Source organism: Streptomyces sp. NPDC088730 (genome assembly GCF_044751215.1).
Taxonomy (GTDB): domain Bacteria; phylum Actinomycetota; class Actinomycetes; order Streptomycetales; family Streptomycetaceae; genus Streptomyces.
In genome coordinates, this window is record NZ_JBIVLK010000009.1 from 1 (window position 1) to 15,829 (window position 15,829).

Consider the following 15,829-nt stretch of genomic DNA (forward strand, 5'->3'; position numbering starts at 1 on the left):
CACCCGCTACGACAAACGCGCCACCCACTACCAAGCCATGGTCACCCTCGCCTGCCTCCAACTCTGGCTCCCATGACTTTCCGGACACGCCCTAGGACCTGTTGTCGAACCGCCGCGTACCGCGCGGCGCCGACAGGTTGACGACAGGCCCTGTGAGCGTTGCGCGGGGCCGCCCGCCGGTCCTGCGGATGCGTGCGGACGGGGGGCGATGCAGGCTGGGGAGATGGACCCCCGGCCCGTGGAGGTGACCTCGTGAAGCCCCGCCACGAGTCCCAGGGCTGGAGCGCGCTCCAGCCCCCGCCCGGCTACTACTCGGCGGACGGCCGTCCGCCCGACGCCATGCGGCGCGCCCTGATCCTCGACTGGGCGGTCAGCCAGCGGATCGCGAGCGGCTGGCGCGTGGAGTCCCGTTCCGAGACCCAGGTCGTGATGGTCAGGGGCCGCCCCCTGAACCACGTCCTGCACGCCGTCCTGACGGTCTTCAGCTGCTTCCTGTGGGGCGTGGCGTGGCTGGTGCTCGGCGTGACCAACAAAGTCGAACGGATCGCACTCACCGTCGACGCCATGGGCGACATCGTCGCCGTGAACGGTCCGGGCCGGAACACGTACTGAACGCGCACCCGTCACGCCTCACCGCGCGGACCTGGTCACCGCGGCGACTCCGTCCGGGGCCCCGCCGCCCGAGGAGACCGCCCCCACCGGCACGGACCGGCCGGGCCTGCCGCGCACGGACCGCACCCCCTCGAACGCGCAGAACGCGGCCAGGACCGCCAGCGCGCCGTACAACGGCCAGTCACCCAGCCGGACGTAGAGCGTGGTGCCGCCGGCCATGGGCACGCCGAACACCTCGGCTCCGCTCGTGCCCGTACCGAGCGGAGCGCCGATCCGCTCGCCCTGCGGGCCGTACACCGCGCTGACGCCGGTCAGCGTGGCATGCACCATCGGGCGGCCGTTCTCCGCGGCCCGCAGCGCGCCGAGCGAGGCGTGCTGGGCGGGTGCCCAGCCGTGCTGGAACGACGACGTGGAGGACTGGGCGACCAGCACCTGCGCACCGTCCCGGGTCAGCTGCCGGCTCATGTCGGGAAACGCGGACTCGAAACAGACCAGCGGGCCGATGCGCGGCCGGTCCGTACCGGGCAGCGCCATCGTCACCTGCCGGGCGCCGCGCAGCCGGTCCTCGCCCGCTGCCCTGCCCATCGAGGTCGCCCAGCCCAGTGCCGAACGGGCCGGGACGTACTCGCCGAACGGAACCAGCCGCATCTTGTCGTAACGGTCCCCGGTCAGCCCGTGCGGGCCCACCAGCACCGCACTCTTGAAGATGCCGGTCCGGCCGGAGGCGTCGGTCTGCCTCGCGTCCACGTTCACCAGCACGTCCGCGCCCACCAGCCGCGACAGCGCCGCGATCCGGGCCGCGACATCCGGCCGCCGGACCGGATCCACCGCGACACTGCTCTCGCCCCACACGACCAGGTCGAGATCCCGGCCCGCCAGCGAGCGCGTCAGCTCCTCACTGCGGGCGAACCGGCGCTGCACACTGCCGGGCCCCTCGATGACGCCGGGCTGGACGATGGCGATCCGCGCCACCCCCGACCGCTCCGGCCGGGGCGCCCACACCCACACCGTGCCCACCACCACGGCGCCCGCCACGAGCGAGACGACCGCCGCCGTGCGGGCGGCAGAGGCCACCAGCAGCACGGTGAGCGCGGTGTTCACCGCCACCACCAGCAGGCTCACCAGCCAGATCCCGCCCACGGAGGCCAGCCGGAGCGCCGGTGCCACCTGCCACTGGCTCGCGCCCAGCAGCCCCCAGGGGCCGCCGAGCGCCTCCCAGGAGCGGGCCAGTTCGATCATCAGCCAGCCGCACGGCACCAGGATCACGGCCGCCACCGCCGCCGTACCGGACAGCCGCCCGCCCAGCAGACGGGAGACGAGCAGCCCCCACGGCGCCCACAGCAGACCGAGCAGCGCCGCCAGCACCACGATGAACACATGGAGACTCGGCATCAGCCAGTGGTGCACGGCCAGCATGAATCCCGTGCCGCCGAGCCACCCGTCGACGGCCGCCCGGCGGCCCGTGCCGGCGGACCGGATCAGCAGCAGCAGGGGCACCAGGGCGACGTAGGCGAACCACCACAGCGCGGGGGCGGGGAACGCCAGCGCCGGCAGCGCACCGGCGAGGAGCGCGACGCCGCCACGCCACACGGTGGATCCGAGTAGCCGTTCGCCCCACTCGCGCCGCTGCCCGGCCCCGGTCCACATGGAGCGCCTCCTCGTCCTGCCCGCATCGTCCTGCCCGCGCCGCCCGGTCCCTCGGAACCCGGTCCTCGGAAACCCGGTCTCCCGGGAACCCGTTCCCGTGTTCTCCCCCAGTCTGGGGCAGCGGAAGCGGACCGGCGCGGATCAGCCGGCGGCGAGGGCGCCCGTCATGCTCCGCCACTTCTCCTGAACGGTCACGCCCCGGATGCGCCAGCCGTCCTCCGTGCGGACCAGCTCGAAGGCGTAGCGCCCGCCGGAGACGAAGTTCGGTGCGGTACGGGCTTCGTCCGTACCGCTCCCGGCGCCTTCGTCGTCCTTCGCGAGCCGCATCGGATTCATGTAGTCGGCCTGCACCCGGGCGCCGTCCCCCGGATAGCCGCCGAGATCCTGGAGGTCGAGCCGGCGGTTGACGATCAGGTGCTGCCGTACGGGAAAGAGCAGCATGGTCTGCGAGAGCCACTGCGCCACCTCGGAGGCGGGCCCTTCGATACCGCCCGCGGTGCGGTAGTCGGCGCGGCCGTCCGGGGCGAACAGCGCCCGGTAGTCCGCCCATTCGCCGTCGTCCACCGCCACCGCGTAGCCGGTGATCACTGCGTCGATGGAGATCCGGTCCATCACGGTCGAGAGGTCCACACGCTGCGTCATCGGGTCAGTCTGGGCCCAAGGGCGCCAGGGGCCAAGAGCCGTGCACCGGCCGCGGACCCCGGCCGGCCGCGAAGAGGCGCCGCCGGGTCCGGCGGGGCGCGGGCCGACGGGGTCAGCCGGGGACCACGGCCACCGGGCCCCGCGCATGGCTGAGCGTGGTCCGCGCCACCGGGGAGGGGCCGAGGCCGAGCGACTCGCCGCCCCTGCGCCGCCCGATCACCGTCAGGGCCCGCGGTCGCCGATGCCGCGGCCGGCGTGGCGACGCGGAGCCGTTGACGGGTTTCATCACGGCCTCGACCTGCGGGTAGTCCTCCCGCCGGCCCGCCGTGAGCTCGGCGAGAGTGTGCTCGGCCGAGCCGGCGGCAGCCTTCCGGTCGAAGACGCGGCCGCCGGACAAGCATCGAGGAGAACCCCCGTCCAGGGGCCCGGCACGGTGGGGCGGGGGAGAGCCAGGTGGTGCCACCGGGCGGGGGAGCCGGGCGACGGAGATCACGAATGACATGGACGCTGTTGTCCTCGTCTGCCGTCGCGCCTGCACCTATGCTCACGGGATGGAGCAGAGCGAAGTCGTGAAGCGTGTGATCGGCATCCTCACCGAAGCGGGCGAGATGCGGAGGCTCTTGGAGGAGAGCCCTGACCGCGGTGATCCCAGCAACGACTCGACCGTGGTGACCGCCCTCCTGAACGAGACGATGCCGCGGATCGCGATCCCGGAGGACGCCACCATCGAGGACGTGGTGGGCCTGGTCGGCCGTGAGGTCGGCGGCGCGGTGGAGCAACTGGTCGGAGCGTTCACCCTGGCGTTCGCGATGCTGGCGCAGGTGCACGACTCCGGCCAGACGGAGGTGTCGTCCGCCGATGTGCTGCAGGACCTCGCGCTGAGGGCCGAACAGTTCGGCACCGAGGGGCCGGGGGAGACGGAAGTCTGAACCTCCCGGAAGCCCCAGGCTAAGGCGTCACGGGTGCCAGCCGCAGCCGCCCGGTCGGCCAGGGCGGTGGCTCGGCCGGGCCGAACCAGACCCGGACGTCCTCTCCGGTGCGGACGGGCAGACGGGGGAAGTCGTTCTCGGCGAGCTCGGTGCGGTGCAGCGCATGGACCGGATTCAGATGTCGGGCGGCGTACGCGTCGAAGGCAGCGGCGTCGGCGGGGTGGCAGACCGTCGCGAGCACTTCACCGGAGCCCGGCGGAGGCACGAAGCCCGGACCCCTCAGCAGCAGGACGTTGTCGCTGTCGACCATGGTGGCGTTGGCCGCGTCGCGGTGCTGCCGCCAGACCGGGCCGGTGTAGAACGCCTCCAGCGCGCGCCGGCGGTGCGCCATGCCGGGGAACGCGCGCAGCCAGATAAAACGGTCCGGGTCGTCGAGGTCGCGGAAACGGCCTCCGACGGTGATGCCGACCGCCTGCTGACCGATCACGAACTCGCGCTCGAACAGCTCGATCAGCGTCTCCCGGGCTCCGGAACGCAGGGTGTACTGCCGGAGTTCGACGATGCTCATACGGCTACCTGCCCCGTGCGGGCGAGGTCCATGATCCAGTTGAACTCCCGGGAGCGGCCGCCGTCGGCGGAGAACGCCTGCTCCCGGCGGGCCGTGTCCGGGCCGAGGCGGTGCCGGGCGAAGTACACCCGGATCGGTCGGCCGTCGTGGCTGTCCTCTCCGTGGAAGTCCCCGCGGTCACCGGTGAAGCCGCCGGTCACCGGCGGATCCAGTCGGCCCGTCCGGCTGTCGGGCCAGCGGAGGGACCACCGCTCCGGCTCCCGGTCGAGGAGGCGCAGGGCCACGCCCTGACGGTCGAGGGCGGGAAAGGTGACCTCGTGAGTGTTGCCGGCGCCTCCGAAGAGCGGCCGGACCACCGGGGGAGCGGGGAACTCCGCCCAGGTACCGGGGTCCGAGGCGAGCGGTGCGGTGAGACGGCGCCCGGCCACGTCCCAGGAGCCGTGCAGGAAGTCGAAGTCGTCCATGCGCCGCAGGTTAGGGCCGCTCCACTGACATCCTCTGTCAGTGGATACTGAGCGGCATGCGTGCGAGCCGGCTGGTCACCCTGCTTCTGCTGCTCCAGAACCGGGGCCGGATGACGGCCCGGCAGCTGGCCGGGGAACTGGAGGTCTCCGTACGGACCGTCTACCGCGACGTCGAGGCGCTCGGCGCCGCGGGTATCCCGCTGTACGGTGACGCCGGACACGCGGGCGGCTACCGGCTGGTCGACGGCTACCGGACCCGGCTCACCGGACTGACCGCGGACGAGTCGCAGGCCGCGTTCCTCGCCGCACTTCCCGGCCCCGCCGCCGAGCTCGGCCTCGGCGAGGCGCTCGCCACCGCCCGGCTGAAGCTGCGGGCCGCCCTTCCGGCGGAGCTGCGCGAGCACGCCGAGCGGATCCAGGAGCGCTTCCTGCTCGACGCCCCCGGCTGGTACGGCGACGCCGACCGTACACCTCACCTGGCCGCGGCCGCCGCCGCGGTGTGGGCGCGGCGGGCCGTGGTACTGCGGTACCGGCGCTGGCGGGCGCCGGAGGAGATCGAACGGCGGGTGGAGCCGTACGGGCTCGTCCTCAAGGCCGGCCGCTGGTATCTGGTCGCCGACGGACCATCCGGGATCCGCTCCTACCGGATCGACCAGATCCTCGAACTCCGGCCGCTGGAAGAAGAGTTCGTCGTCCAGGACGGGTTCGACCTGACCAGGCACTGGAACAGCTATCTGGCCGATTTCCGGGCGCGACTGCACACCGGGGAGGCGCTGCTGCGGCTCACCCCGGAGGGTGCCCGCCGCCTCGGTGTCCCATCCGCCGGTGCCGGCTGGACGGAGGTCCGGGTGCCCATCGAGTCGATCGACCACGCCCAAGGGGAGTTCCTGCGGCTGGGCGCCGACGTCGAGGTCGTGGCACCGGCTGAACTCCGCGACCGCATCGCCGAGACGGTACGGACCCTGGCCGCCCGCTACGAAGGGTGACCCCGGGCGGAGGGCTCTCCGGACCGGACGCCGGTGCCTGATGTGCGCGAGCGGAGCCATCGGGCCGCCCGTCCACGCCACACGCGGGGCGGCCGCCGACAGGGGCCCGGCATCGCCCGCACGGGGCCCTCTCGACCCCGCCGCTATCGGCTACTCAGGGTATGCATCGACTTTTTCAGAGTGTTAAGTCATATTTTCGCACTGATTCATGCGATCTCTTAGGCGATCAACCGATCAGTACGACAATCGTCCTGCTTTGAAGGAGTTCAGCATGCGTATTTCCGCTTCCGTCCGTACCCGCAGTGCCCGTGTGGGGGGTGCCGCGGTTGCCGCGGTCGCCATCGCCGGAGCGACGCTGGCTGGAGCATCCGCCGCCTACGCCGCCCCGGGCGACAGCGGCAACATCGACGTCCGCTCGGTCGGCTGGAACTCGCGCGGCCACGACGGGGTGGAGGTCTGCAAGTTCGTCCTCAACGCGAGCAACTTCGAGTCGTTCCCGGCGGTTCCCTGGACGATCACCGCGCAGCCCCCGACCGTCCCCCCGGGCGACACCCTGCAGAGCACGCTGCCCCTCGTGAACGGCTCGGCCCGCAGCCAGGAGTACCTGCTCCCGGAGGGCACGTACCAGCTGGTGTGGATCGTCCCGGCGGGCCCGAAGCAGAAGAGCTTCCGGGTCGACTGCTCCAAGCCCGCCAACAACGGCGGTCGCGCGGACAGGGACGACCGCGACTCGTCCGCTTCCGGTGCCGAGTCGAACTACGAGAAGCCGTCCGGTGGCGTGCCTGCCGGTGGCGGCGGCGTCCCGGACATGACCAACCTCAGCTCCGACAGCGACTGGAGCGTCGGCACGACCGCCGCCCTGGCCGCCGGGACGGTCGGAGCCGCAGGCCTGATCATGGTCCGCCGATCCGCACGCCGTCGTGCCCGCAACGAGGCCTAGGGCCCGCAGACGACGACGGGGGCCGACCCGTGCATGCCGTCTCACGATGACACTGTGCGTGTTCTCCTCACTGATGGCCGGCATCGTCTGGGCGAGTTCGGACTCGTCCGACGACCCGTCGGTCTCCGCCACCCGCGGCGGCGATGCCGCGGGCGGCGGAGACCTGCCGGCGCGGCGGGTCAAGCAGCCGCCCCTGTCACCCTCGCGACCGGTGAAGATCGCGGTTCCCGGCATCTTCATCGAGGCCCCGGTCATCGGTCTCGGGCTCGATGCCAAGGGTCATCTCGGCGCCCCGCCGCTGAGCACGCCGAGGGTGGTGGGCTGGTATCGGAACGGCCCCTCACCCGGTGACGCCGGAACCTCTCTGATCGTCGGTCACCGCGACACCGAAACGGGGCCGGCGATCTTCCTCAACCTCAACGCCCTGCACCGGGGCGACAAGGTGAGGGTCTCCAGGGCCGACCGGCGTACCGCGGTCTTCGCCGTCGACGAGGTCAAGACCTACACGAAGGACGATTTCCCGGACGACAAGGTGTACGGCACCACAAACCGCCCGGAGCTCAGACTCATGACGTGCGGCGGGCGCTTCAACAAGAAGAGCGGCTACTCGGCCAACGTGGTCGTCTTCGCCCACCTGACATCACTGAAGAAGCAGGCGGCCTGAAAGCCGTCAGCAGCACGGGAGCGGCCGGTACCTCGGGGGCGAGGTACCGGCCGTCCGCGTCTCCCCGCGGCGTGCCGCTGACCGGCGCCGGGCGGTGCCGACCGCGATACGTGTCCGCGGCACCCTCCGGGGACGACCTCGCAGTCTCCGAGTACGCCCGCACCAGCGGTGGGCGGCGGCCGGCGCCTCCCTGCCGCGCCCCGAGCACCGCCGTGCGGGCGGGGCCGGGGCGATGAGCTGTCAGGGGATCACGGTCGTCCGGGGTTCGGCTCCCGCCGCGGACCCGGGCGGAAGGCGCCCGGCGGAGGCGAAGCGGCCGGGTCCAGCGGGGTGTACAGAGCCGGCCCCGGCCGTGAGGTCCCGGTCGCCCATGTTGCCGCGGTGCTAAGCACGCGGGCGCTCTGTGTCCAGCCCATGACATCTGGAACGAGAACCTTGCCGCGCTGCCCGGCGTCGGCGCATCGTCGCTCTGCGGCACCGGTCTCCTGTGCCGCGTCCGAGCCGAGCACGTGCCGGACTTCATGGCGCACGCCCGATCGAGGAGGGCCCTCCCGATGTCAGCAGTACGCACCGTGAAGGGAGCCGAGCGCAGGAGACCCGGCTGCCGGCCCCGCGGTCGCCTCCGTCGAGCAGGACCAGGGTGTCCGCGCGCTCGGCGCTCTGCCACGAGGTGCGGGCACGCCGAACAAGCCGCTCAGACATGTTCCGTAACCCGCCCGGCGGAGCGCTGGAGGCCGCACGTACAACCACCCCGGCCCGGCGAGAAGGGAAGAGAGTCATGAGCGCGGTACGGCCCAGAACGCTGAAGACGGTGACCGCGGCCGGCGGCACCTCCGAGACGTACGATCTCGCGGTCGACCCGACCCGATCCACGCTGGACACCGCGGTACGGGTGGCGAAGCTCGCCGAGAAGGCCCGGATCGACGCCCTGTTCACCGCCGATCTGCTCAGTTTCGACGCCCAGGGCGCCATTGGATCGCAGGAGCCACTGGTCTTCGTGTCGGCGCTGAGCCAGGTGACATCACGGATCGGGCTGATCGCCACGGTCTCGACGACGTACCACCACCCTTTCAACCTGGCCCGGCTCTTCGGCACCCTCGACCACGTCAGCAACGGCCGGGCGGCCTGGAACCTGGTGACCTCCTCCGTCGGGGAGGAGAACTTCGGGCCCGGAGAGCTGCCCAGCCCGCAGGAGCGCTACGCGCGAGCCGCGGAGACGCTGGATGTGGTCAATGCGCTGTGGGACAGCTGGGAACCCGGCGCGCTACGGGTCGGCCCGGACGGCCGGGCGGTACTGCATCGTGAGCGGGTGCGTCCCATCCACCACTCGGGCCCCCACTTCACCGTCGCCGGCCCGCTGAACATCCCGCCGCTGCCGCAGCGGCGCCCGGTGCAGATGCAGGCCGGGCAGTCCGAGGCGGGGAGAGAACTGGGCGCCCGATACGCCGAGATCGTCTTCACCTCGCTCCCCACGTTCGACGCCGCGGTGGACTTCACCCAGAGGATCCGCGACCGGGCCGCGCAGCTGGGGCGGCCCGGCGGACTGCCCCTGGTCTTCAGCTCGTTCCACGCCACGTACGGTGCCACGGAGGAGGAGGCGCGGCGGCTCGTACGGGAGAGGCGCGAGGCGATCGACTTCGAACACGGCCGGGCCCAGGTGGCCGACATGCTCGGCGGCGGGATCGACCTGTCGGAGGTGCCGCTCGACTCGAAGCTTCCGGAAAGCCTGCTGCCCGACGTCACTTCGGTGAACCGCCGGCGCGGCCGGGTCGACATCTTCGCCCGTTACGCGCGACAGGGCTACACGCTGCGGGAACTCGTCGTCGCGGCCCAGGACACCGGCCACTGGGCCGTCGCGGGAACCCCCGAGCAACTGGCCGACGCCGTCGAGGAACGGTTCCGGGCGGGTGTCCTCGACGTCATCTCACTGAACGGCCTCGCGGACCCGAAGCAGCACGACTTCGCCGTCAACGGCCTCCTCCACGAGCTGCGCCGGCGGAAGATCGTAGCCGACGACTACACCGGCACCACCTTGCGCGAGAACCTCGGGCTCCAGCTGCCGACCGGTGCCGCCACACCCGCCCGGCTCTGACCCACGGCCGGCGGACGGGGCCGACACCTGACGGCCCCGTCCGCTCGCCGCCGCTCCGGAGGCCGCTCCGCCAGTGCCCCGGCAGCACCCGGTCAAGCCCGCTACCGGGCTCCAGTACCGGGCTCTCCGGACATCACCGAAGGTCTGATCAGGGGCCGTCGACCGGCGATGGGCGGTCCGCACGTCTGCTCCAGGACGTTGCTCCCGTCCCCCGCGACTCCGACGGGCCCGCTGGAGCCTTGCCGACCAGGCTTTCGGGGGCTCCGCCGACGCGTTGGTGAGCGCCACCGGCGCCGGCCGTGAGGCCGAGCGGGTCGGGCCGTTCGGTGGCCGGTGTCCCGCTCGCCTCCCGACACCGGCCGGGCCCGGGTGGCGGTAGTCAGCTCGTGGGCTGACGGTGGTGCAGGGAGCACGTCGCCGCGAAGGCGTCCGGTACGGGAGCGAGGAGAGACGACGATGCACGACACCTCTGACGGGCGGCGCCGGACCCGCCACGCTCCTGCCCCTCCGCTGCACGGGCGCGTGGCTGTCGTCACCGGCGCCGCTCGTGGCGTGGGTGCGGCACTCGCACGGGGCCTCTCCGACGCCGGTATGCGCGTAGCCCTGCTCGGACGGGAGAAGGAGACTCTTCGGGAAGCCGCTGAAACCCTGCCCGGCCCGACCATCTGTGTGGAGTCCGACATCACCGACCGCGCGGCGCTCGCGGACGCCGCACGCCGGGTGGAGACCGAACTCGGTCCCGCCAGCGTGGTCGTGGCCAACGCCGGCATCGCCGTGAGCGGGCCGTTCGACCGTACGGGCGCCGAACTCTGGCAGCGGGTCATCGACGTCAACCTCACGGGGTCCGCGAACACCGCCCGGGTGTTCCTGCCCCAGCTCGCGTCGACCCGCGGATACTTCCTCCAGATCGCCTCCACGGCCGCGTTCGGCGCCGCGCCCATGATGAGCGCCTACTGCGCCTCCAAGGCGGGAGCCGAGTCGTTCGCCCTCGCACTGCGCGGTGAGGTCCAGCCGGACGGCGTCCAGGTCGGCATCGCCTACCTGCACTGGACCGGCACCGACATGCTCACCGGCATCGACGACGATCCCGTTCTCACCGCCCTGCGACGCAACCAGCCCCGCGTCGCCCGCCGTGTGCACACCCCCGACCAGGTAGCCCGGTGGCTCACCCAGGGCATCACCCACCGCGCCCCGTACATCTATGCCCCGCCGTGGCTCCGCGTGTGCCAACCTCTGCGCCCCGTGTTTCCGGCACTCGTCGCCCGGATCACCCGGCGCGAACTGCGGGGCCGGCCCAGCGGCACGCTGTCTCGCCCCGTTGAGGTCCTGGGCGTCGGAGGGCGGGCCGACTGGGACTCCTACCGGGCCGGCCGCTTCCGTCCGCCCCCCGACCGGTAGTCCGGTCCGCGCCGCCCTGCGGCACCCGCGCTCCCGACGTCCGCCGGGGCGGCGAGCGGCTGTCACCGCCCGGCGGTCATTCGCTGTGGGACGGGGCGCCGCGAGATCAGGTGCCGGTTGAGATGCCGGAGCCGCGGCTCGGTCTGGTGGGGCCGTGCCAGTCCAGGCACAGGACGGTGGCGTCGTCCGCGTGGTTTCCGGCGCAGGCGGCCGTGACCGCGGCGACCAGAGCGCGCACTACCTCGCGAGGGTGCTCGGCGGCGGTGTCGTGGATGAGTCCGGGCAGGTCAACGGCTTTGGCCTCACGTTCCTGCATGCCGTCGGTATACAGCAGCAGGCGGTCGCCGAGCCGCAGGTCGAGGTCCTGGACTCGGTACGGGCCCTGTCCGGCGACGCCGAAGGGCAGGTCCACGGTCAGGGGAACCTCGTCGACCCTGCCGTCGCGCAGCAGCAGGGGACGGGGGTGGCCCGCGTTGACGATCTGGGCGCCTGCTCCGTTGAGGCTGATGCGGATGAGCTGGCCGGTGGCGTAGGTGCGCCGGCCGTGGTCGAGGAGGGCCTGGTGGGTCTGTCGGGCTTGTTCGGCAAGGCTGGTCCCGGCGCGGCGGGCGCCGCGGGATGCGTTGACCAGGAGGGTGGCCATGAGGGATGCCTCGACGTCGTGGCCCATGGCGTCGGTGAGGGACAGGTGCAGAGTGTCCCGGTCCAGGCTGTAGTCGTAGGTGTCCCCGGCGATGTCGGAGGCCGGGACCAGGGCGCCGGCCAGGGCGAACTCCGCCCCCTCGCAGGAGGGGGCGGAGGGCAGGAGCTGGCGCTGGATCTCCGAGGCGAGGCTGACCGGAGTGGTGCGGTTGCCCCAGTGGTAGAGGTCGGTGAAGCGCCGGTCGGTGACGATGATGTACGCCAGCGCGTGCGCGGCCTCCTCGACCTGTTCCAGCACCTCCTGAGTGACCTGGGGAAGGAAGAGTTCCACGACGCCGATGGTGTCGCCGCGATTGGTGACCGGTGCGAGTACCCGCTGGCCGTGTCCGTTCTCGGATGCCCGCACCGGCTTCTGGGTGCGCAGGACCTCGTCGTACAAGCTGCTGCCGGGCAGGGGTATCTGCCCGGTCCGGCGCGCCTGCGGCGCCGTGTCACTGACCCGCAGAAGGCGTTGGCCGACAAGGTCGACGAACAGGAACGACACGTACTGCGCGCCGAAGCGGTCGCGGAGATTGCCCGCCACGACATCGAGAGAGGCCACCGGCGCCGCGTTCTCGGCCGCCGCCAGCACCTCAGCCAGTCCCATGCGCGTACTCGTCACAACAGCCTCCTAGATTTCAGACATCCTCCTGCCCGCCCGGCCCTTTATGAACACGCGTGTATTTGCGGAGGCGCTGTCGCTGGACCGGGTCCGCGCCGGGGACGGATCTTCCTGCGCTTGGCGGAGTGCCGGTCTCCTTCAGGGGCGGAAGGACGCGCGGCCGAGCGCATGGACGTGCGGCCGCCCAAGGCCGATACGGGGGTCGGGGCGGGGGTGCGCGAGGAGGAGCTGGATGATTACCTCACTCTCGGACACATGGAAAACTGTGTCGGCGAGAGTAGACATTGGGCAGTGATGTGGTCTAGCTTTTCTCTTGTAGCCGATACAGCAAGGCTCGTCGGAGACGAACTGGCGGGCAGCGGTACCGGTAGTCGCAGGACGGTGCGGTGGTGGAGTTCCGGAGCCAGGGTGGTTGCAGGACGGCGACGGGACTGACGACCGCACCGGGTGGCCCGCAGTGATCAGGGGACACCGTGGACAGGACCGGTTCCGGGCCGGAGCGGACGCACGACGGGCGACGGAGCCGGATGCCGAAGAGTGGCGCTGTCACAGGCCGCGGAGTGGTACGCATCACCAGCAGTACGCAGGCGAAGGATTCCAGAGGGAAAGAACGGAGGGGCCGATCGCCATCAGGATCGCCCGGGCGGAAATCACTGGGCCCGGGTACCGCAGGACATCGATAGTGAGGTGGTCTCCGGTCAAGCAACCGCGATCCCCGCTTTCCCGGCAGAGTTCAGGTCGGGTCGGCGGAAACAGACAGCCGGCGCGGTGTCGAAGCCGGCAGATGGTGTAGCAGTTCCTTCGGGGCCCTGGTGCCAATGGCACCAGGGCCCCTCCACGCGTTCCGTAGAGAGGTGCAAGTGACAGCGGACGACTCGTTCGGCCGTCTCGATGACGACGACTACCCCGCCTACACCATGGGCCGGGCCGCCGAGATGCTCGGCACCACTCAGGGCTTCCTCCGAGCCGTCGGCGAGGCCCGCCTGATCACCCCGCTCCGCTCCGCGGGCGGCCACCGCCGCTACTCCCGCTACCAGCTGCGCATCGCAGCCCGCGCCAGGGAGCTCGTCGACCGAGGGACCCCCATCGAAGCCGCCTGCCGCATCGTCATCCTCGAAGACCAGCTCGAAGAGGCCCGGCGCATCAACGCGGAACACCACCGCACCACCGAACCGATGGACTCGCCGCCTGCGGACTGAAAGACCGTTCGCCCTGGCCGGAGAGGCGGCGCCGCATCATCGACCAGGTCCTGGAGGCACCCGCGTGAGCGACGCCGCATCGCCTGCCAAGGTTTCGGAGGCACCCGCGTGCGCGACGCCGACCGGCTTCCCCCGCGGCGTCAGCGCGTTCACGGCCGTGGGTGCCGGGCCCGGACCCGGCCCGGGGGGTGCGGCCGCCGCGGGTGGCGGGATCGCCGGCCGCGGACCGGAGTCTCCCGGTCCGCGTGCCGGGAGCCTCCGGCGCCCGCCGCTACTCCACCGGGCGTACGGCCACCGCCTTCCGGTGTACGGCGACGTGCCGGCGCACGCCGGGGGATCCTGCGGCACATGGAGAACCGGACGCCAGCGACAGCCCCGGCCGGACGGGCGGACAGCAACGTCCCCGGCCGGCCCGCACCCTTCCGCAGCCGGAGCGGGGTGCGGCGGCCCGTCGAACGGCTCTGCTGCGCGACGGGGGCCGTGCTGATCGCGTCGGGGCTGGTCCACCTCGTCGTCCTGCTCGTCGGCGGCGGCTCCTGGGGCGGTCCGGTGTCCTGGCGCAAGCCCGTCACGTTCGGCCTCTCCTTCGGCCTCTCCTTCGGCCTCTCCTTCGGCCTGACGCTCATCGCGATCGCCTGGGTCTCCTCGGATCTGCGGATCGGTGTCCGCACCCGGACCGTGCTGCTCGGGCTGTTCGCCGCGGACTGTGTACGGGAGGTCGCCGGGATCACCGTGCAGGCCTGGCGGCATGTGCCGTTCCACTTCAATATGGAGACCCCCTTCGGCACCGGGATCTCCATGACGCCGGCCGTCGGCGGCGGGGGCTGGTCGCCATTCTCTCCACGCTCTCGGCCGCCGCGTTCCTGCGGCGGCCCGGCGGCCCGCCCGGCATGGCGCTCGCGCTCCGGGCCGGCTGCGGGATCCTCCTCATCGGGCTGCTGCCGGTCGCGGCCATGATCGCGCGCGGCGTGTATCTCACCCGCACCGGGCACCAGTTGGCCGGATACGCCTCCACGGCCTTGCTCAAGCCCCTGCACGGCGTCAGCCCGCACGCCGTCCTGGTGCTCCCGGTACTGGCACGCCTCCTGGCCATGACATCGTGGAGCCCGCACACCCGCGTGTCCGTGGTGCGGGCCGCCGCCGGCTGCTACGCGGCGGCTGTCGCGGCAGCGCTGGTGCGGGCGGTCGCCGCTCACTGATGCGGCCGTGAAGACGGACACGGGGCGCACCGGCGACGGTGCCGACGGCCGGACCAGCGGCAACGGATAGTCTCTGCAAGCCTCGTCGGATACCGGTGCCCTGGTGGGTGTGGGACCGGGACGATGCCACACCCCCGTCGTCGCCGCGGTCCACGGACCGGTCGGCCACGGGGCTCTCACCACAACTGCGATGTACAGGAGACCCGATGGCTGATACCCCGCCCCGCCAGGTTCAGCGGCGCTCGGACGAGAGCGCCGCTGGCTCGGCGGCCGAGGCCCCGGGCCGTGACGAGGCCCAACCGACGCCGCGCTACCAGGGGCTGTTCGTCGAACCCGATCTTCCGCCTTTCGTCGAGACCGAGTGACGGCTGCCGGACCGGGCTCAGGGCTGCCCCGTACCCGCCGAGCGGGTACGGGGCAGCCCCGTACCGGGCACCGGCCCCGCACCAGGGGCGGCCCCCGGCTGTGCGTGCGCGGCCCGTGATGGAAGCTGTCGGCATGAACATCTCTGCCTCTGCCGGCGAAGGCTCCCCGGACCGAGCGGGCTACCGGCGATCGGCGGGATCGCCGCGCGGTGAGGCCCGGCGCCGGGAACTGCTGGACCGCGTCACGGAGGACCTCGCGGCCAACGGGATCGTGGACTTCTCGCTGCGGCGCGCCGCACGTGCGGCCGGCACCACGCACAAGGTGCTCCTCTACCACTTCGACGGCGCCGACGACCTTCTCGTACAGGCCACCGTCCAGTTGCGCCGCCGTCGCATCGGGAAGGCACTGGCCGCCGCCACCGAGGAAGGGGCCCGCCGGTCGCTGGGGGACTGGGTGCGGGCGATCTGGCCCATTCTGCTGAGCGACGACGAGGCGGCGGTGCTCGACCAGGCCATCGGCCTGGCGATGTACGACTCCGGACGCTACGCCGCACTCGGCCGCGAGGCGTCCCGGCAGTATCTGCCCACGCTGCTCGCGGTCTGCCCGGAGCACTGGTCCGGGCACCGCAGGCTGGAGGTCGCCGAGATGGTCCTCGCGACGCTCCGCGGCTTCCTGGTGGACGCCCGGACCAGCGGCGACACCGCGGGGGTCGCCGCTGGGTTCGAAGCGCTGGTGCGCGCGCTGGAACGGGAGGAGGCGGCCGGGGAGTGAGTGTCCGGGCCCGGGACGGCGGAGCGGGGGCAGCCGGGCGATGGACACG

At 72.3% G+C, this 15,829-nt stretch carries 15 protein-coding genes and 2 pseudogenes; 11 read left to right on the forward strand and 6 right to left on the reverse strand.

What is annotated here, in order from left to right; genetic code table 11:
- Positions 1-252: 252 nt before the first annotated feature.
- Positions 253-612, forward strand: a complete 360-nt coding sequence (locus ACIP89_RS25105; RefSeq protein WP_402116840.1) for a hypothetical protein — start codon at positions 253-255, stop codon at positions 610-612.
- Between the two features lie 18 nt (positions 613-630).
- Here the strand turns inward: ACIP89_RS25105 and lnt are convergent, their stop codons facing one another.
- The 3 genes and pseudogenes from lnt to ACIP89_RS25120 form a co-directional block, all read right to left on the reverse strand.
- Positions 631-2,259 carry an apolipoprotein N-acyltransferase gene (gene lnt / locus ACIP89_RS25110; protein WP_402116842.1) on the reverse strand — a complete coding sequence of 543 codons (1,629 nt, stop codon included), beginning with the start codon at positions 2,257-2,259 and terminating at the stop codon, positions 631-633.
- 141 nt (positions 2,260-2,400) lie between these two features.
- Complete coding sequence (locus ACIP89_RS25115; RefSeq protein WP_402116844.1) at positions 2,401-2,901, reverse strand: nuclear transport factor 2 family protein; 501 nt, start codon at positions 2,899-2,901, stop codon at positions 2,401-2,403.
- 112 nt (positions 2,902-3,013) lie between these two features.
- Positions 3,014-3,298: pseudogene (locus ACIP89_RS25120) on the reverse strand (universal stress protein); the annotation flags it as partial.
- 154 nt (positions 3,299-3,452) lie between these two features.
- On the opposite strand from ACIP89_RS25120, the gene ACIP89_RS25125 reads away from it, so the two are divergent.
- A complete protein-coding gene (locus ACIP89_RS25125; protein ID WP_073736331.1) occupies positions 3,453-3,830 on the forward strand; it encodes a hypothetical protein in 378 nt (125 codons plus the stop codon).
- Positions 3,831-3,849: 19 nt separating this feature from the next.
- Here the strand turns inward: ACIP89_RS25125 and ACIP89_RS25130 are convergent, their stop codons facing one another.
- Entirely contained in the window at positions 3,850-4,398 is a 549-nt protein-coding gene (locus ACIP89_RS25130) for an NIPSNAP family protein (protein ID WP_402116846.1), read from the reverse strand.
- Positions 4,395-4,862, reverse strand: coding sequence for a hypothetical protein (locus tag ACIP89_RS25135; protein ID WP_402116847.1), 468 nt, complete (start codon positions 4,860-4,862; stop codon positions 4,395-4,397). Before ACIP89_RS25135 ends, ACIP89_RS25130 begins: the two co-directional genes overlap by 4 nt.
- A gap of 56 nt (positions 4,863-4,918) precedes the next feature.
- Between ACIP89_RS25135 and ACIP89_RS25140 the strand changes: the two genes are divergently transcribed.
- The 5 genes from ACIP89_RS25140 to ACIP89_RS25160 all read left to right on the forward strand — a co-directional run bounded on the left by ACIP89_RS25140 (position 4,919) and on the right by ACIP89_RS25160 (position 10,942).
- Positions 4,919-5,848: a helix-turn-helix transcriptional regulator gene (locus ACIP89_RS25140; protein ID WP_402116849.1), complete on the forward strand. Its 930-nt coding sequence runs from the start codon at positions 4,919-4,921 to the stop codon at positions 5,846-5,848.
- A gap of 271 nt (positions 5,849-6,119) precedes the next feature.
- The gene (locus ACIP89_RS25145) at positions 6,120-6,788 is read left to right on the forward strand and encodes a hypothetical protein (RefSeq protein WP_401930394.1); all 669 of its coding nucleotides are present in this window, start codon (positions 6,120-6,122) and stop codon (positions 6,786-6,788) included.
- Positions 6,789-6,834: 46 nt separating this feature from the next.
- Entirely contained in the window at positions 6,835-7,452 is a 618-nt protein-coding gene (locus ACIP89_RS25150) for a class F sortase (RefSeq protein WP_401928576.1), read from the forward strand.
- 778 nt (positions 7,453-8,230) lie between these two features.
- A complete protein-coding gene (locus tag ACIP89_RS25155; protein WP_402116852.1) occupies positions 8,231-9,544 on the forward strand; it encodes an NtaA/DmoA family FMN-dependent monooxygenase in 1,314 nt (437 codons plus the stop codon).
- 456 nt (positions 9,545-10,000) lie between these two features.
- Positions 10,001-10,942, forward strand: a complete 942-nt coding sequence (locus ACIP89_RS25160) for an SDR family oxidoreductase (RefSeq protein ID WP_402116853.1) — start codon at positions 10,001-10,003, stop codon at positions 10,940-10,942.
- Positions 10,943-11,048: 106 nt separating this feature from the next.
- On the opposite strand, the gene ACIP89_RS25165 is transcribed toward ACIP89_RS25160, so the two are convergent.
- Positions 11,049-12,230, reverse strand: a complete 1,182-nt coding sequence (locus ACIP89_RS25165) for a PP2C family protein-serine/threonine phosphatase (protein WP_402116855.1) — start codon at positions 12,228-12,230, stop codon at positions 11,049-11,051.
- Positions 12,231-13,105: 875 nt separating this feature from the next.
- Between ACIP89_RS25165 and ACIP89_RS25170 the strand changes: the two genes are divergently transcribed.
- The 4 genes and pseudogenes from ACIP89_RS25170 (at position 13,106) to ACIP89_RS25185 (ending at position 15,780) form a co-directional block, all read left to right on the forward strand.
- On the forward strand, positions 13,106-13,444 hold the full coding sequence (locus tag ACIP89_RS25170; RefSeq protein ID WP_402116857.1) for a MerR family transcriptional regulator: 339 nt from the start codon (positions 13,106-13,108) through the stop codon (positions 13,442-13,444).
- Between the two features lie 348 nt (positions 13,445-13,792).
- A pseudogene (locus ACIP89_RS25175) lies at positions 13,793-14,643 on the forward strand (hypothetical protein).
- A 206-nt stretch (positions 14,644-14,849) separates the two neighbouring features.
- Positions 14,850-15,008: a hypothetical protein gene (locus ACIP89_RS25180; RefSeq protein ID WP_401928586.1), complete on the forward strand. Its 159-nt coding sequence runs from the start codon at positions 14,850-14,852 to the stop codon at positions 15,006-15,008.
- A 133-nt stretch (positions 15,009-15,141) separates the two neighbouring features.
- Positions 15,142-15,780, forward strand: a complete 639-nt coding sequence (locus ACIP89_RS25185; RefSeq protein ID WP_402116858.1) for a TetR/AcrR family transcriptional regulator — start codon at positions 15,142-15,144, stop codon at positions 15,778-15,780.
- The last annotated feature ends 49 nt before the right edge of the window (positions 15,781-15,829 follow it).

Excerpts from the sequence above, each read along its gene's own strand:
- lnt (WP_402116842.1), bottom strand. The coding sequence starts at position 2,259 with ATGTGGACCGGGGCCGGGCAGCGGCGCGAGTGGGGCGAACGGCTACTC.
- ACIP89_RS25115 (WP_402116844.1), bottom strand. The coding sequence starts at position 2,901 with ATGACGCAGCGTGTGGACCTCTCGACCGTGATGGACCGGATCTCCATC.
- ACIP89_RS25125 (WP_073736331.1), top strand. The coding sequence starts at position 3,453 with ATGGAGCAGAGCGAAGTCGTGAAGCGTGTGATCGGCATCCTCACCGAA.
- ACIP89_RS25130 (WP_402116846.1), bottom strand. The coding sequence starts at position 4,398 with ATGAGCATCGTCGAACTCCGGCAGTACACCCTGCGTTCCGGAGCCCGG.
- ACIP89_RS25135 (WP_402116847.1), bottom strand. The coding sequence starts at position 4,862 with ATGGACGACTTCGACTTCCTGCACGGCTCCTGGGACGTGGCCGGGCGC.
- ACIP89_RS25140 (WP_402116849.1), top strand. The coding sequence starts at position 4,919 with ATGCGTGCGAGCCGGCTGGTCACCCTGCTTCTGCTGCTCCAGAACCGG.
- ACIP89_RS25145 (WP_401930394.1), top strand. The coding sequence starts at position 6,120 with ATGCGTATTTCCGCTTCCGTCCGTACCCGCAGTGCCCGTGTGGGGGGT.
- ACIP89_RS25150 (WP_401928576.1), top strand. The coding sequence starts at position 6,835 with ATGACACTGTGCGTGTTCTCCTCACTGATGGCCGGCATCGTCTGGGCG.
- ACIP89_RS25155 (WP_402116852.1), top strand. The coding sequence starts at position 8,231 with ATGAGCGCGGTACGGCCCAGAACGCTGAAGACGGTGACCGCGGCCGGC.
- ACIP89_RS25160 (WP_402116853.1), top strand. The coding sequence starts at position 10,001 with ATGCACGACACCTCTGACGGGCGGCGCCGGACCCGCCACGCTCCTGCC.
- ACIP89_RS25165 (WP_402116855.1), bottom strand. The coding sequence starts at position 12,230 with ATGGGACTGGCTGAGGTGCTGGCGGCGGCCGAGAACGCGGCGCCGGTG.
- ACIP89_RS25180 (WP_401928586.1), top strand. The coding sequence starts at position 14,850 with ATGGCTGATACCCCGCCCCGCCAGGTTCAGCGGCGCTCGGACGAGAGC.
- ACIP89_RS25185 (WP_402116858.1), top strand. The coding sequence starts at position 15,142 with ATGAACATCTCTGCCTCTGCCGGCGAAGGCTCCCCGGACCGAGCGGGC.